The organism is Parabacteroides sp. PFB2-10, from assembly GCF_029893085.1.
GTDB lineage: Bacteria > Bacteroidota > Bacteroidia > Bacteroidales > Tannerellaceae > QVMG01.
Genome location: NZ_JARXWI010000003.1, coordinates 158058 through 173221 on the forward strand (window position 1 = coordinate 158058; position 15164 = coordinate 173221).

Sequence of the window (15164 nt, forward strand, 5' to 3'; positions counted from 1 at the left end):
ATTGTTTTTTTTGAATATCTTTGTATCAACGTATAATGTGCCCGAGGTTTAACTAAAGAAAATTTCATGAAAAAGTCTATTCTATTAGTAGATGACAAACCTGAAATAGCAAAAATAATCACACTGTATCTCTTTGAGTACGAGGTGAAATATGTGGAAAACCCGTTAATCGCTATTGCATGGCTTACCAGTGGTAATATCCCCGATCTGATTGTTTCCGACATCAATATGCCGGAAATGACAGGGGAAGATCTGCTGGTTTATCTGAAAGAGAACGAGATGTTTAAAAGTATACCCGTGTTCATTCTTTCAAACGTCGATGAAAGCGATACCCGAATCCGTCTGCTTGAGATCGGTGCGGCTGATTTTATATTAAAACCATTCAATCCAGAAGAACTGAAAATCAGGGTAAGTCGGGCTTTAAACTGATCCGGGAAGAAAAACTTAAAAAAATTCTCCCGTTTCAACATTAATTAATACATTTGTGAATTAAAACATTAGATAGCACTTATAGTCTTTATGGATAATTTAGCATCAGATTACAAAGTCTTAGTCGTTGATGATGTGCCAACCAATGTGATGTTGGTTCAAGCAATCCTTAAAAAAGAGGGATATACCATTCTAACGTGTGATAATGGCCCGAAAGCTTTGGAAATTGCGGAAGAGCAACATCCTAATCTTGTATTGTTGGATATCATGATGCCTGAAATGGATGGCTATGAGGTATTGCAACACCTGAAAAGTAACCCGGAAACGAATGATATTCCTGTTATAATCATGTCGGCTCTCAGCGATATGCAGAGCATCGTGAAAGGTTATCAGCTGGGTGCTATCGAATATGTAACCAAACCATTCCAGCGGGAAGAGTTGCTGAAACGCGTTGCTCACCGCTTTGAATTGTTCAGCATCAAACGTATCAAGCAGGAACTCGAAAACACCATCGAATCGCGTGACACGCTCTATTCTGTTATTGCGCATGACCTTCGTTCGCCACTCGGCTCATTGAAGATGATGATCAATGCGGTGTTGTTGATGGTTGATAAGAAAACCGTCGGCTCCGAGGTGTATGAGATGCTGCAGATGATCAATAAAACCTCTGAAGAGGTATTCCTGTTGCTTGATAACCTGTTGAAATGGGCTAAAAACAGACTGAAACGCCAGACGCTTTATCGCCAACAAATCGATATAAACAGCATTGTGGCAAGTACGGCCGACATCTATATGTCTATGGCGAAACAAAAGGGCGTATCTATTGTGCTCGAAGGATTGGATCGCAAACTGGCCGGTTCGGTCGACATCGATATGTTGAAGACAGTTGTACGCAACCTCCTCTCCAATGCGCTTAAGTATAGCCTGGAAGGTGGTACGATCACTCTTGCTTCACGCACAGAAGGCGATTATGTAATCGTAAGCGTGAAAGATACCGGCGTCGGTATCAAGAAAGAAGATCAAGGTAAGCTATTGAAGCAGAATACGCACTTCACGACCTATGGTACAGGCAATGAGAAGGGATCCGGCTTGGGACTGATGCTGACCAAAGACTTTGTGGAACTGCACGATGGTGAGCTCTGGTTTGAATCGGAAGAGAACAAAGGAACAACCTTCTACTTCTCCATGAAAGCCTTGAATCAGGAAGATTAAATAGATCTACTTTTCTATTTTAGGAAGCTTTTTCTTCAGATACAAAAATCCGCATATTCCGGACACAAATGATCCGGCGAAGACTCCTAACTTCGCCTGGTTCAACAGGTCTAAGCCTGCCGCCGTGGTCACGTCAAACGACAGGTTGGCGATGAAGAGCGCCACCGTAAAACCGACACCTCCCAACATCGATACCCCGAACAGCGTACGTTTATCCATACCTAACGGCATCGCTGCCAGTTTAAGTTTGACAAAAGCATACGAGAAGGTGAATATCCCAATCGTTTTTCCAACAAACAATCCCACGAATACGGCCAACGGAACATTGAGCAACGTGGCCGGCTCTATATCACCAAAGGTAACTCCGGCATTCACGAAAGCAAACAATGGAAGAATAAGGTAATTCACCAACGGATGCAATTTGTCGGCTATACTCTGCAGCGGACTGATGGTTCGGTTGGCGATGGAGTGTATATTATTCAATACATGAATTTGAGTTGGAGAGAGAACTTCGCAATTCCGGGAGTGCTTGACCTCCGTAAAGTCGAGCATTTCCAGGTAACCGGCCATATTGCTTGAGAAACGTTTCAGGTTGATCTTAGGCTGCGCCGGGATGGTGAAAGCCACTAATACCCCGGCGATGGTGGCATGTATTCCTGACTCGAGGAAACACATCCAAACCAGGAACCCAACGAAATAGTAGAATATATTCTGATGTACCTTCATCCTTCCTGCCATATACAGAACGATTAAGAGCGCAAAAGAGAGCAATAAGGCCTGGAAGCTGATGTGAGAGCTATAGAAAATAGCGATCACTAAAATCCCTCCTATATCGTCAACCACCGCCAGTGCGGTCAGGAAGATGCGCATACTAAGTGGAACCCGCTTGCCTAATGCTCCTAATACAGCCAGGGCAAAAGCGATATCTGTTGCCATAGGGATGGCGGCGCCTCGTACTTCAGGTGCCTGGTGACATACCAATACATAAAACAATACCGGAACAATCATACCACCGCAAGCCGCTACGACAGGCAGGATCGATTTGCGTATGGAGCTTAATTCGCCGATCAGTATCTCTTGCTTGATTTCCAATCCGATCATAAAAAAGAAAACAGCCATCAGGGCATCGTTGACAAACTCCAACATACTCATGGGCTCGCCATGATGGGTGAAGAGTGTGATGGTGCCTAACTGTAGTTGTATGGGGAAAGACAATAATTCGTGATAGGCATGCGCCCAGGGCGAATTAGCCAGTACCATAGCCACGATCGTTGCGATAAAAAGAAGTACACTGGCATTTGGCTTTTGGTTGGCAAAGCGACGAAGAGGTTTAAGAATAACTCGAATGTTACGTTCCATAAGTCAAATTAGAATATAAGTATATGATTGGCGAATAAGTCACCTATGCTTTCGATTTCAAAGATACCTGTTTTCAAGGAAAGGATGGCAACCCCAAATGTAAAATCGACCAGAAATCCCTTGTTGCTGACCATTTTATTCCTTCAGGAAGGCCGATTCCACTTTTAACAGGCGGTTTGTCAACCGTTCGGCCTCGCTTTTCCGGATGCGCAGAGTCATTTCGCAATCGATTTCAAAACGCTGGGAGACGATTGTGGGGTTGTCTTCTTTAACGACACGCATGATACCATTCAAGTAAGGATATTCAAAAGCGATCGTTATGTCGACATCCACCGTGCGCTCTTCTATCTCTGCCTGGGCAATGGCATCGGCAGCAGCCGTGCGATAGGCCACTATTAGGCCGCTGGTTCCCAGCTCTACGCCACCGAAATAGCGGACAACAATGACCAGTATATCTGTCAGTTCGTTGGAATTGATTTGCCCTAAGATAGGCTTTCCGGCTGTGGAAGAGGGCTCGCCGTCGTCGTTGGCGCGAAAGACTGTCCGCTCAGCCCCCAGCATATAGGCCCAGCACACATGGCGGGAGTCATAGTATTGTTTGCGATATTTGTCGACTTCCGCTTTTACCTCCTCCACCGTGCGCACAGGAATGGCAAACGCAAGGAAGCGGCTTCGTTTCTCAGAGTAAAAACCTTCCGACAAACCCTTAATCGTTTTGTAGCTATCTGTCATGGTGTAGCCTGTTAATCAGGTATTTTTGTCCTTTCTTCTTCTTCGAGATAGGCGCGGAAATCCTTCATAATCTCTTCAATCTCCTCAATGAAATAAGGATCTTTCACCCTTTCTTTTACGGCGTCATAATAGGCTTCAATAGCGGCAAGCGCACATCTGTCTTGCCCGCGCAATACAAAATAGGGTTCATCTTTCTCAAAACATTGCTTGATCATCTGGATCGGATTCTTCATCTTCTATCTCTCTTGAGTTGGTAAGGGTACAAATTTACAAAATTAATCCCAAAAAAAAGCTTTAGCCAAATACCTCCCGCACTCGACTAAAGCATAGAATCTTTTAAATCTTTCGTCATCTGCTCACGCAGAATTATTCACAATTAATTCTCACTACTAACCTGTTTTACAGTAATGGTATTCCCATTCATGCAAACCAATACAAATGTGTTAAATTTTCGTATTCTATAATAAGGACGGTTCACATCCTTTGAACCCTAAAGGAAGTGAGAATAAAATGCAAAAAGAAAGCTTTTTTAAGAATAGTCGGACGGAATTAAACAATCCTTTACGTTTGTCCGGTTTACTGTTTACCCTTGAAGTTCTTATTGACAAAAATGATAGACAGGATGAAATTGACAACAAGCACCCCGCCACAACAAGCAATATAGAAAGCCAGCCAGGGCTTTTCCGGTTCCAGGACAAAATAGGCAATCGTAGCCGCCAGGGCTATTACGGCGGCTATTATAATCAGTATGCGGATAATTATTTTCTTTTTTTTCATGTATATCGGATGAATTAGATTCGTTTGAGTGTTTTTACTTCAATACCTCCCGTAGTTTCTCTTCCAGCGCTTTGCCACGCAGATTCTTGGCAATGATCGTACCGTCCTTGTCGATCAACACCGTATGCGGAATACTATTCACTCCATAAAGCGTGGCTGCTTCATTGTGCCAGAACTTCAGGTCGGACATCTGCGGCCAAGTAATATGCAGATCGGCAATGCCTTTCTTCCAGGCCTCGTCCGTACGGTCCAAAGAAACGCCTACGATTTCGAAGTCATGGTTCGCGTATTCTTTATACAGAGCAACCAAATGCGGCATATCCGCCCGGCAGGGAGGACACCAGGAGGCCCAGAAATCAATCAGAACCACTTTCCCTTTACCTGCGTAATCGGATAGTTTGCGCATTCTCCCCTGCGGATCTGCCATATCAAAATCGCTGAATGACTTGCCAACAGCCACCTTTTCCAGTATAGCCAAATGCTCTATGATGCGATCGATTCCAGGTACCACCAAGAATTCTTCTCCTGCTTTTGAAATGATCTCGCGTCTTTCCTCTTCGTTCAGGTCATACCTGAAGTCATATAACAGCTTAGCCGATGTCAGAGCATTGGGGTTCTTCTCTATATATTCTTTGACCAGCACGAGGGCCTCGGCTTCGATTTGTTCATATTGCTCCTCCGCTCTGTTGACGATATCGTCATTATCTGAATTCATACGGTCTATCACCGCCCCCATCTCTTCGCGAACCTTCCACAAATCCTTTTGCAGTTGGCTGAAAGAGTTGTTTTCGGGTGTGCCTGAAACGGTGGATAATTCATTTATATCGATAGAGTATTTCGCGTTTTGTAACGTAAGTAAAGCGGTAAAAGGAGCCACTTCACCGGTATTTGTCTGGGCTTCGTCGTTTTCTTTATCTATAAAATGTAATGTATATAACGCGGGGCTGTCCTGTTCTCCTTTCATGGCGAATTTACCCTTTTCAACCAACGCGCTGTCTTTGGGCATTGCCCGGACGGCTCCATATTCATACAGATAAACATATTTTCCGTCGTACTTGCTATCGGCAACAGTACCCTTTATGTCATAGTGGCTCCTTTCCCCACAAGCCAGCAGACATAAGGTCATGATGGGGTAGATGAATAACTTTTTCATACATTTATCATTTAAGTTCACCGGCAAAGATAGGCGTTTCCCGGAGACTCCTCTCTTTTTTTATTTAAAAAGTAATAAAACGCCCTTCTACAGGGCTATTCCTCGTCAGAGGCAAAAGAGAGGTAACCATCGCACAGGGAAAAGCGCGAATCGTTGTCGGCTAAAAACCGAACGGTTTCGATGATTTTGTCCATCGGAAAAGAGAGTGTATGCACCAGCTCTTTTATATCAACCGGTTCGGTAGTCAGCGTCTCTTCGAGAGCCGTGCGGATGGCGTTGAACTCCTGATTGGTCAGACCGGTCGCATGCTTGGCTCTGCACACATCGCAGATACCGCAATCGGCCGATTCTTTCTCCCCAAAGTAGCGCAATAACATCCGGCTCCGGCACACCGTATCGTTATCGATATATTCCAATACTTTCCCGATACGCGTTTCAAAACGGTCTTTTCTCTCTTCGTATGCCGAGCGGGGAATCTTCAGATATTTCAGTTCTTCCCGGGTTTGGGTGTAGATAATAAGTGGAATCTTCTTCCGTGGAATATAGTTGACAATCCTGTATTTCGACAGGTTGATCAATAGATCGTACACCTGTTGCCCGCTGACACCCGCCTTGGTCGCTATGGCTGCCTCATTGATGTAGGCATAATCGGTAAAAATGCCCGTATAAGAGCGTAAGATCACATGAAGAATGTCGTCCGTAACCTGATCCTGCCGCAGATGGCGATACAATTCCTCGCGGGTGGCGGTGAATCGCAGCCGGGAAGCATTCTCGATCTCTTCCGTGTATTCGATATACCCCGATAGTTCCAGTATTTTGAGTGCGTGGTGTGCCTGCAACATGGAGAAGCGGAAGACATGACAAAAATCCTCCAACATAAAATCGTGTACCGTTTCTAATCCATACCCCACAGCAATCTGGTAATAGTTGCCTAACGCCTCATAGACACGGGCAATAAACTCTTTATCCGGAAACTCGTCGGCCAGTCGCTTTTTGAGCTTTGTATTGTCGATGCCCGAACAGAGAGCTACGGCATAGGCTTTCTGCTCGTCGCGCCCCGCACGCCCGGCTTCCTGGAAATATTCTTCCAACGATCCCGGCATATCAATATGCACCACCAGCCTCACGTCCGGTTTGTCGATACCCATACCAAAGGCGTTTGTCGATACAATTACGCGACATTCATTGTTTTTCCATCGATTCTGCTTGGCTGTTTTGTCTTCCCTGTTCAGCCCCGCATGGAAAAAGTCGGCGCTGATGCCCTGGCTCCTGAGGTGATCGGCAATCTCTTTCGTGCGTTTCCGGTTGCGCACATACACAATAGCCGATCCTCTTACCCGCTCCAAAACATAGACCAACTGGTCGAGCTTGTCGTCTGTCCTTCGCACCGTATAGGAAAGGTTCGGGCGTAAAAAGCTTTTTTGGAAAACATTCTTTTTCTTAAACAATAGCTTTTCCTGGATGTCGTCGACTACAACCGGGGTAGCTGTGGCGGTCAGTGCCAGTAGTGGCACATCAGGCAGTTGCTCCCGTATATCGGCTATTTTAAGGTAAGAAGGGCGGAAGTCGTAACCCCATTGCGAGATACAATGGCATTCGTCGACCACCAACAGGCTGACTTGCATGGCTTGCAGTTTTGCCTGAAACACCTCTGTACTGAGCCGTTCGGGGGATATGTAAAGGAATTTGTAATTGCCGAAGATGCAGTTTTCCAGTTGGGTGATGATCTCTTCGCGTCGCATGCCGGAATAAACGGCTGTCGCTTTGATGCCCAAGCGTCGCAGGTTGTCCACCTGGTCTTTCATCAGGGCAATCAGGGGCGTAACCACCAGGCATACACCCTCCATTGCCATCGCCGGCACCTGGAACGTGATCGATTTTCCTCCGCCGGTGGGCATAAGACCAAGGGTGTCGCGACCCTCACAAACCGATCGGATGATATCTTCCTGCAGCGAACGAAACGCATCGTGTCCCCAGTATTTCTGTAATATATCCAGGTAGGTATTCACCCCTCCTACTCTTCTTCGGTCTTGATATCTTTTATCATCAATTGTATGGAGGTGTTCCCGTTATAGGTATTCTCCTCAATCGTGTAGCATATATCGAACGGATTCATCGCCTTTATGTGTTCGTTAAAGGCATGTTTTCCAAAAGCAATGGCATGTGCCGGCAAATGGGTGGAGTTGTCTATCAGATCCAGTTTGATATGTTCCTGATCTTTTCCTACCAGTTTGCTGGTGCCAAAGTCTTTTATCTCCTTCGAACAGAATACCGGCTTTTGATTGTCGGGCCCGAACGGATTCATCCGCTTCAGGTCGTTCATCAATTTCTGGTTGATATCCTTGAGTTCGATGATGGCATCGATGTCGATTTGCGAAACCATTTGCTCCGGAACGATCTCTTCCGCGGCAATTTCCGTAAAACGTTTTTTGAATTCCTCCAGATTCTCCGGTTTCAGGGAGAGGCCGGCCGCGTAGGTATGTCCACCGAAGTTTTCCAACAGGTCGCGGCAGCTTTCGATGGCTTTGTAAATATCGAATCCGGTGATCGAACGAGCCGAACCGGTAATCAGTTCGGACGATTGGGTTAACACCACCGCCGGACGGTAATATTTCTCCGTCAAGCGGGAGGCCACAATCCCGATAACTCCTTTGTGCCATTCCGGGTTGTAAACGACAATCGCTTTATGATCCTCCATGTTCCGGATATCATCGATGATGGCATTCGCCTCGTCCGTAATGCGTTTATCTAACTCCCGCCGGTCATTGTTGTATTGGTCGATCTTTTCGCTCTTCTCACGAGCCGATTGGATATCGTTTGTAAGCAATAGATCCACCGCCTCTTTCCCGTTCTCCATGCGTCCGGAGGCATTGATACGCGGGCCGATCTTGAAAACAATATCACTCATGGTGATCTCTTTTCCGGTCAGTCCGCAAATATCTATGATTCCTTTCAATCCATGGCTGGGATTGGTATTCAGTTGGCGCAGGCCATAATAAGCCAGGATCCGGTTTTCTCCCGTGATGGGCACAATATCGGAAGCGATGCTTACGGCAGTCAGATCCAATAGTTTTTCCAACTCTTTAAACTCAAAGCCGTTGCTAAGCGCAAAAGCGTGCATGAACTTAAAGCCCACACCACAACCCGATAAATGTTCGTAAGGATAGGTAGAATCGGTTCGTTTGGCATCCAACACGGCTACGGCATCTGGCAAGGTGTCGTCCGGCATGTGGTGATCGCAAATAATAAAGTCGATGCCTTTCTGTTTGGCATATTCGATTTTGTCGATCGCTTTTATGCCGCAATCTAACGAAATGATCAGGCCAACACCATTTTCGGCTGCATAATCGATGCCTTTGTAAGAAATGCCATATCCCTCGTCGTAACGATCCGGGATATAATAATCAAGAGAAGATGTATAAGTGCGCAGGTATTTGTAAACCAAAGCCACCGCTGTCGTACCATCTACATCATAATCGCCATACACCAAAATTTTTTCTTTATTCCCCAGCGCCCTGTTCAGTCGTTTTACCGCTTTGTCCATGTCCGGCATCAGGAACGGATCATGGAGGTTTTTCAGGTTGGGTTTAAAGAATTTCTTAGCTTCTTCCACAGAAGAAATCCCCCGCTGTATAAGCAAAAGAGCCACTACCGGGCTAATCCCCAGTTGGGTAGCCAGCTCATCTCGTTTATGTAATTGTTCTTGTGTAGGGGTTTGTAAATTCCATTTGTGAATAGTCATTATATATTGTTTTTTCTTTTTTCTCTCTCAGGGACAAAGCTATAACGCGTTTGTTATTTATTACGCTCTGTCTTGAACCCGTAAAGTTAAACATTTAAGCGGATAACCCATACATACGGGTCAAAAATAGTACATCCGATTTGCTTTTTTTTAAAATAAAGTCAGCCGATGTAGCAAAACACAAGTGTAAGCTGAGGAGGCAATTTTTGCCCAAAACCGAGGGGTTTTGCTTACACTTCAAATGTTAACAAATACTAACTCCCGGGAGTTTATCTCCAAAGTCCCGGGTTTTCGGAAATAAAGTCCCGCGATTTTGACAAATTGTCAAAATGAGTATGCGCAAAATCCCCCACCTTTCGAACAATACATTTTTATAATACCCGCGGGCATCCCGAAGGAAGATCTTCTTTGTCGGCTGTTGTTTTAGGAGGCAATGGGGAATAGGAACGGGGAGATTTTCCACAGATGGGGACTTTTTCCACAACCCCATAAATTGATTCCCGACCGTGTCGACAAATAATAAAAAGAGATTAACAACTCATAGACAATCACTTACAAACAAACAGTCGTTTAATTCATTTTCTGGCACGCTATTTTCTATATAATAAGTGAAATACGTTTCTACATTTATCCCCGTAACACATTCGAAAGTTTGACTTTCGTCTGACTGAACACAAAAAAAAGAACACCTAGCGAGGTGTTCTTTTTGTTTTTATACTTTTGTGACTTATCTTTGCCCTTATAGTTTTGGGAATTGTAAGGAACGAACAAAATATGCCCTATATATTAATAGTTGAAGATGATGTAACCTTTTCCCTAATGTTGGCAACATGGTTAGGGAAGAAGGGGTTTCGGATAAATACTGCCGCCTCGGTTGCAGATGCGAAATTAAAGATCAAAGGCGAACGCTTTGATCTGGTTTTGTCTGATATTCGTTTGCCCGACGGCGATGGGATCGAGTTACTCCAGTGGAAAAACGAACTTCCCTTTATGCTTCCGTTTATTATGATGACCAATTACGCGGAGATCCAAACCGCCGTTAAGTCTATCAAACTGGGTGCTTCCGACTATATTGAAAAACCGATCAACCCCTCCGATCTATTGGCTAAAATCAATGACCTGTTGAAAGAGGACAAAGACAAAACAGCTCAAACAGCAAAGAAAATAGTGGAGAAATCGTCTTCTCCCCTCGATAATTATGTAACAGGAGAAAGCAACGAATCCATCGTATTGCATGAGCACGCCCGCTTAGTGGCACCGACCGATATGTCTGTCCTAATCACAGGAGCAAGCGGTACGGGAAAAGAATATGTGGCACGCTATATCCATGAACATAGCAAACGGAAAAATATGCCGTTTGTCGCCGTAGACTGCGGAGCTATTCCCCGTGAGCTGGCTGCTTCGGAATTCTTCGGACATGTAAAGGGTTCATTTACGGGAGCCATTGAAAACAAGACCGGCGCCTTTGCTACCGCAGAGGGCGGAACCATCTTTTTAGATGAAATCGGCAACCTGACATACGAGATACAGGTACAGCTCTTGCGCGCTTTGCAGGAACGGAAGATCAAACCGGTGGGGAGTAATAAAGAGATATCGATCAATGTACGTCTGCTTTCGGCCACGAACGAAGATTTGCAGAAGGCAATCGCCAAAGGAGACTTCCGCGAAGATCTCTACCACCGCATCAATGAATTTACCCTCCGTATTCCGGGACTACGCGAGCGACAGAAAGACTTCTACCTTTTTGCCGACAGCTTCCTGCAACAGGCCAACCGGGAATTGCAGAAAGAGATCATTGGTTTTGATACGCAGGCTATGCGTCTATTGGAAGACTATTCCTGGCCGGGTAATTTGCGACAGCTGAAGAATGTGATCCGTTATGCCACCCTGTTGGCGACCGGTCCCTACATCACACCTATGGAATTGCCGGAAGAGGTGACTATTCCGACTAAAAACAGTTCGCCAATCATCTCCCTACGCAATGAAGATCATGAGCGGGATCTGATCCAGCAGGCATTGAAAGAATCGGATAACAACCGGACAAAAGCAGCGAAATTACTCGGTATAGATAGAAAAACACTTTATAATAAAATGAAACAGTATAAATTATAATTTTGCATCTATTACTCTAAAATCTAAAAATCACATGAATGACACACTGTTATCTTCCAGACCTCGCGTAGAGGTGGCTGATGCTTTGCGCGGATTTGCCGTGATGGGCATTATGTTATTACACAATATTGAACATTTTAACCTATACAATTTCCCGACTCCGGAATCACCTTTTATGCAAGCATTGGATAAAGGGATCTGGGATTCATTGTTTTTTATTTTCTCCGGAAAGGCATATGCCATCTTTGCTCTATTGTTCGGTTTTAGCTTTTATATCATGTTCGACAACCAGGAGAAGCGGGGAAAAGACTTCCGTGGACGTTTTGCCTGGCGTATGGTATTGCTTTTCCTGATCGGACAGGTCAATGCAGCCTTCTTTGCCGGAGAGGTATTGGTATTATATTCGCTTATCGGATTCACCTTAATCCCGGTATGCAAACTGAAAAACAAGACCATCTTGATTATTGCCCTTATCCTGATGCTTCAACCGATGGAGTGGGGAAAATATATTTACGCCTTGATGAATCCGGAACTGGAAGCGGGCCGTCCGGCCTATTCAGCCTATTTCCGCGAGTTGGAACCTTACTTAACGGGTGATAATTTCGGGAAAATGCTCATAGCGAATCTGAAATATGGCCAATTATTCAGCCTGCTTTGGGCATGGGGATATGGACGTGTCTTCCAGACAGCCGCCCTATTTATGCTGGGCTATGTGATGGGACGCAAACAACTCTTCCTGCATTGGGAGAAGAATCGCAAATTCTGGATCACCGGTTTGTGGGTAGCCATAGCCTGTTTTATTCCTCTTTACTTCCTGACCGATGCCCTGCCCGGAATCATTGAGCGAAGAGCACTGTTGACTCCTATGAATACGATCGTCTCCTCGTTGCGCAACTTTGCGTTTATGTGGGTATTGGTAGCATTGATTGTTACAGCATGGCAGACAATAAGCCTGCAAAAGATATTGCGGGTACTTGCGCCACTCGGCCGCATGAGCCTGACCAATTACCTGATGCAATCCGTTTTTGGCGCAGTCATCTATTACGGACCCGGCTTAGGCTTGTATAGCGTATTGAACGACACTGCCAGCCTGGGTGTCGGCATCCTGTTATTGATTTTCCAAATTCTCTTCTGCCGCTGGTGGTTGAAAAGCCATACACACGGCCCAGCAGAATGGGTATGGAGAAAGGCAACCTGGATTGGAAGCAGCAAAAAATAAATAGATACCTACTCATTTTAAAAGAAAACAAATGATATTTTACTTCTCAGGAACAGGCAATTCCCTATGGGTCGCCCAGGAACTTGCAAAAGTTTTTGGCGAATCATTGATCTCCATCTCCGATGAACAGAAGAAAGAAGGTTCTCTCCTCTCCTACGCATTGCGACAGGATGAGAAGATAATCTTTGTCTATCCCGTTCATTCATGGGGGCCGGCGCTGCTTGTTTCTGCGTTTGTTTCACGCTTGCAGCTGGAAAATTACACCGATCAGTGGGTCTATTCCGTTTCGACTTGCGGAGATGAGTGTGGCTATACGGGCGATATGTTGCGAAAGGAATTGAAAGAAAGAGGGATTCCACTACACGCGGCCTATTCGATTATCATGCCCAACAACTATGTGTTGATGGCCGGATTCAACGTAGACCCCAAAGAGATCGAGCAGACCAAGTTGCAGGAAGCGCCCGCGCAGATCCAAAAGATTGTGGAAGCGATCAACAGCACTCCCGCCGATAACAACCTTCTCTATAAGCAAGGCAGTCTTCCGTTTGTCAAAAGCCGATTGATTTATCCGCTGTTTAAGCGATTTGCCGTGAAACAGAATGAGTTTTATGCTACGGACAATTGTATCTCCTGCGGCATATGCGAACAGGTTTGCCCCACATCAACCATCACAATAGGCGACTCAGGCCGTCCCCAATGGGCGAAAAAGAGTTGTGTGCAATGCGTAGCCTGCATTCATTATTGCCCGGAAAGGGCGATCGAATACGGGAAGGTATCGCTAAAGAAAGGGCGCTACCACCATCCGGATATCAAGGCAAAAGCTATTTCCTCCTGACTATTTTCTCTTCCGTTTCATCCGGGAATCATGCAGTTGTACCGGTCTGGATCGCTTATTCAGCTTCATATTGAGCACTTCTACGCACAATGAGAAAGCGATAGCGAAATAGATATACCCCTTCGGTATCTCATTAACCTCACGACCGAACACCACCAACTGCGACAGATGGGCAGCTTCTACCAACAGCATCACACCGATAAGTATCAGAAACGAAAGCGCAAGCATCTGTATGGTAGGGTGCTGATTAACGAAACGACTGATAGGGCCGGAGAAGAAGAGCATCAAAGCAACCGCAATAACAATGGCCGTTATCATGATGGTCATAGCGCCCGCATAGCCAAAATCCCTAAAGCTCACCATGCCGACCGCGGTCAATACACTATCGAAAGAAAAGACAATATCTAAGGCAACAATCTGAAGAATGATGGTCCAAAAGCCACTTCGGGAGCCTGGCCCACCGCTCTCCTCAGTGCCTCCTTCCAGTTTGTCGTGTACCTCGGTCACACTCTTGTATAACAAGAACAGACCGCCAGCCAATATAATAAGGCTTTGTCCCGTCACCGCTCCTTCAATCCAGGAAGTCTGGAAGTGAAACAGAGGCTGCGTCAGTTGCATCAACAGGGAAATACCGAACAAGAGGGCAATCCGAGCCAACATAGCCAGTCCAAGTCCGACGGTGCGGGCGTGAGGTTGCTGATGGGGCGGTAACTTAGACGACATAATAGAGAGAAAAACTATATTGTCGATGCCCAATACTATTTCCAGGAAAGTGAGCGTCAACAAGGCCAACCAGGCGCTTGGCAATAGGAAGGTATGTAAGATTTCCATAGGATGTATCTTGTTTGTGTAAACGGTTCTATATGATATAGAACACTCCTTTCCGACCATTTGTTGCAAAAGAAAAATCCCTGAAAGAATATATCTTCCAGGGATTGTATAGCTAAAATCGTTAGATCGTTTTTTTAGCGTGCGGCATAATAGGTTGATTGTTCAACCGCCTGTTTGAAAGCCAATACGCCTGCCTGGTTTAGTTCCACCGGCATCTCTGTACCGTCGGGCAGAAACATCACCACCTCGTCGTCGCTTTCGAAACGAAGCAGGTCGGTGCTTTCGCCATTTGCCTCCACGCTCCAGGTTCTATTGTCCTGATTGTAAACCAAGTCAATTGCTTCTTCACCCTCTTTCTGGATCTGGTAGCCGTTTTCTTTGGTTTCCACCGCATAAAGACCTTTGTCTGTCTCAATGGTTTTCACACTGCCAACATCCGCCACCGGATTGGTACCCGACCAGAATTCAATCGAATTCAACACCAGGATATCTGCCGCATACGCAATGCCATAAACAGGAACAATGCAGAAAGCCACAAATACCAACTCATTAACCAATTTGCTATCGAGGCTACGGTTCCAATCCAATAATTTATTGAACAAACCAAACGAACCGATACAGGAAGAAAACAACATGTTGCAGGCTAACCCAACTGCAACCAAAGAGATCAAACTTCTTTTTTTCATAATCTATTTTTTATTGTTTATTGCTTGCGAAGATAAAAACTTTTCCCCGAATCCGGGAAGCTTTATTTATTTTTATA

14 protein-coding genes are annotated in these 15164 nt (G+C 45.3%); 5 read left to right on the top strand and 9 right to left on the bottom strand.

Features of this window, described 5'->3' with window-relative positions; translation table 11 throughout:
* Nucleotides 1-66: 66 nt before the first annotated feature.
* Nucleotides 67-429 carry a response regulator gene (locus tag M2137_RS03930; protein ID WP_280765155.1) on the top strand — a complete coding sequence of 121 codons (363 nt, stop codon included), beginning with the start codon at nt 67-69 and terminating at the stop codon, nt 427-429.
* A gap of 90 nt (nt 430-519) precedes the next feature.
* Complete coding sequence (locus tag M2137_RS03935) at nt 520-1641, top strand: hybrid sensor histidine kinase/response regulator (protein ID WP_280765156.1); 1122 nt, start codon at nt 520-522, stop codon at nt 1639-1641.
* Between the two features lie 6 nt (nt 1642-1647).
* On the opposite strand, the gene nhaA is transcribed toward M2137_RS03935, so the two are convergent.
* The 7 genes from nhaA to recJ all read right to left on the bottom strand — a co-directional run bounded on the left by nhaA (nt 1648) and on the right by recJ (nt 9404).
* Entirely contained in the window at nt 1648-3000 is a 1353-nt protein-coding gene (gene nhaA, locus M2137_RS03940; protein ID WP_280765157.1) for a Na+/H+ antiporter NhaA, read from the bottom strand.
* Between the two features lie 135 nt (nt 3001-3135).
* Nucleotides 3136-3732, bottom strand: a complete 597-nt coding sequence (locus M2137_RS03945) for a YigZ family protein (protein WP_280765158.1) — start codon at nt 3730-3732, stop codon at nt 3136-3138.
* An 11-nt stretch (nt 3733-3743) separates the two neighbouring features.
* Nucleotides 3744-3965: a hypothetical protein gene (locus M2137_RS03950; RefSeq protein ID WP_280765159.1), complete on the bottom strand. Its 222-nt coding sequence runs from the start codon at nt 3963-3965 to the stop codon at nt 3744-3746.
* Nucleotides 3966-4308: 343 nt separating this feature from the next.
* Complete coding sequence (locus M2137_RS03955) at nt 4309-4509, bottom strand: hypothetical protein (protein ID WP_280765160.1); 201 nt, start codon at nt 4507-4509, stop codon at nt 4309-4311.
* Between the two features lie 34 nt (nt 4510-4543).
* Nucleotides 4544-5662: a TlpA disulfide reductase family protein gene (locus M2137_RS03960; protein ID WP_280765161.1), complete on the bottom strand. Its 1119-nt coding sequence runs from the start codon at nt 5660-5662 to the stop codon at nt 4544-4546.
* Nucleotides 5663-5757: 95 nt separating this feature from the next.
* Nucleotides 5758-7671 carry an ATP-dependent DNA helicase RecQ gene (locus M2137_RS03965; RefSeq protein ID WP_280765162.1) on the bottom strand — a complete coding sequence of 638 codons (1914 nt, stop codon included), beginning with the start codon at nt 7669-7671 and terminating at the stop codon, nt 5758-5760.
* A gap of 5 nt (nt 7672-7676) precedes the next feature.
* The gene (gene recJ / locus M2137_RS03970; RefSeq protein WP_280765163.1) at nt 7677-9404 is read right to left on the bottom strand and encodes a single-stranded-DNA-specific exonuclease RecJ; all 1728 of its coding nucleotides are present in this window, start codon (nt 9402-9404) and stop codon (nt 7677-7679) included.
* Between the two features lie 774 nt (nt 9405-10178).
* On the opposite strand from recJ, the gene M2137_RS03975 reads away from it, so the two are divergent.
* The 3 genes from M2137_RS03975 to M2137_RS03985 are packed head-to-tail and all read left to right on the top strand — an operon-like array spanning nt 10179 to nt 13570.
* Entirely contained in the window at nt 10179-11516 is a 1338-nt protein-coding gene (locus M2137_RS03975; protein WP_280765164.1) for a sigma-54 dependent transcriptional regulator, read from the top strand.
* Nucleotides 11517-11550: 34 nt separating this feature from the next.
* Nucleotides 11551-12735, top strand: a complete 1185-nt coding sequence (locus M2137_RS03980; protein WP_280765165.1) for a DUF418 domain-containing protein — start codon at nt 11551-11553, stop codon at nt 12733-12735.
* Between the two features lie 31 nt (nt 12736-12766).
* A complete protein-coding gene (locus M2137_RS03985; RefSeq protein ID WP_280765166.1) occupies nt 12767-13570 on the top strand; it encodes an EFR1 family ferrodoxin in 804 nt (267 codons plus the stop codon).
* On the opposite strand, the gene M2137_RS03990 is transcribed toward M2137_RS03985, so the two are convergent.
* Together M2137_RS03990 and M2137_RS03995 are read right to left on the bottom strand one after the other, a co-directional pair.
* Entirely contained in the window at nt 13571-14401 is an 831-nt protein-coding gene (locus tag M2137_RS03990; protein ID WP_280765167.1) for a TerC family protein, read from the bottom strand.
* Between the two features lie 134 nt (nt 14402-14535).
* The gene (locus tag M2137_RS03995; protein WP_280765168.1) at nt 14536-15087 is read right to left on the bottom strand and encodes a DUF3332 domain-containing protein; all 552 of its coding nucleotides are present in this window, start codon (nt 15085-15087) and stop codon (nt 14536-14538) included.
* Nucleotides 15088-15164 lie beyond the last annotated feature (77 nt).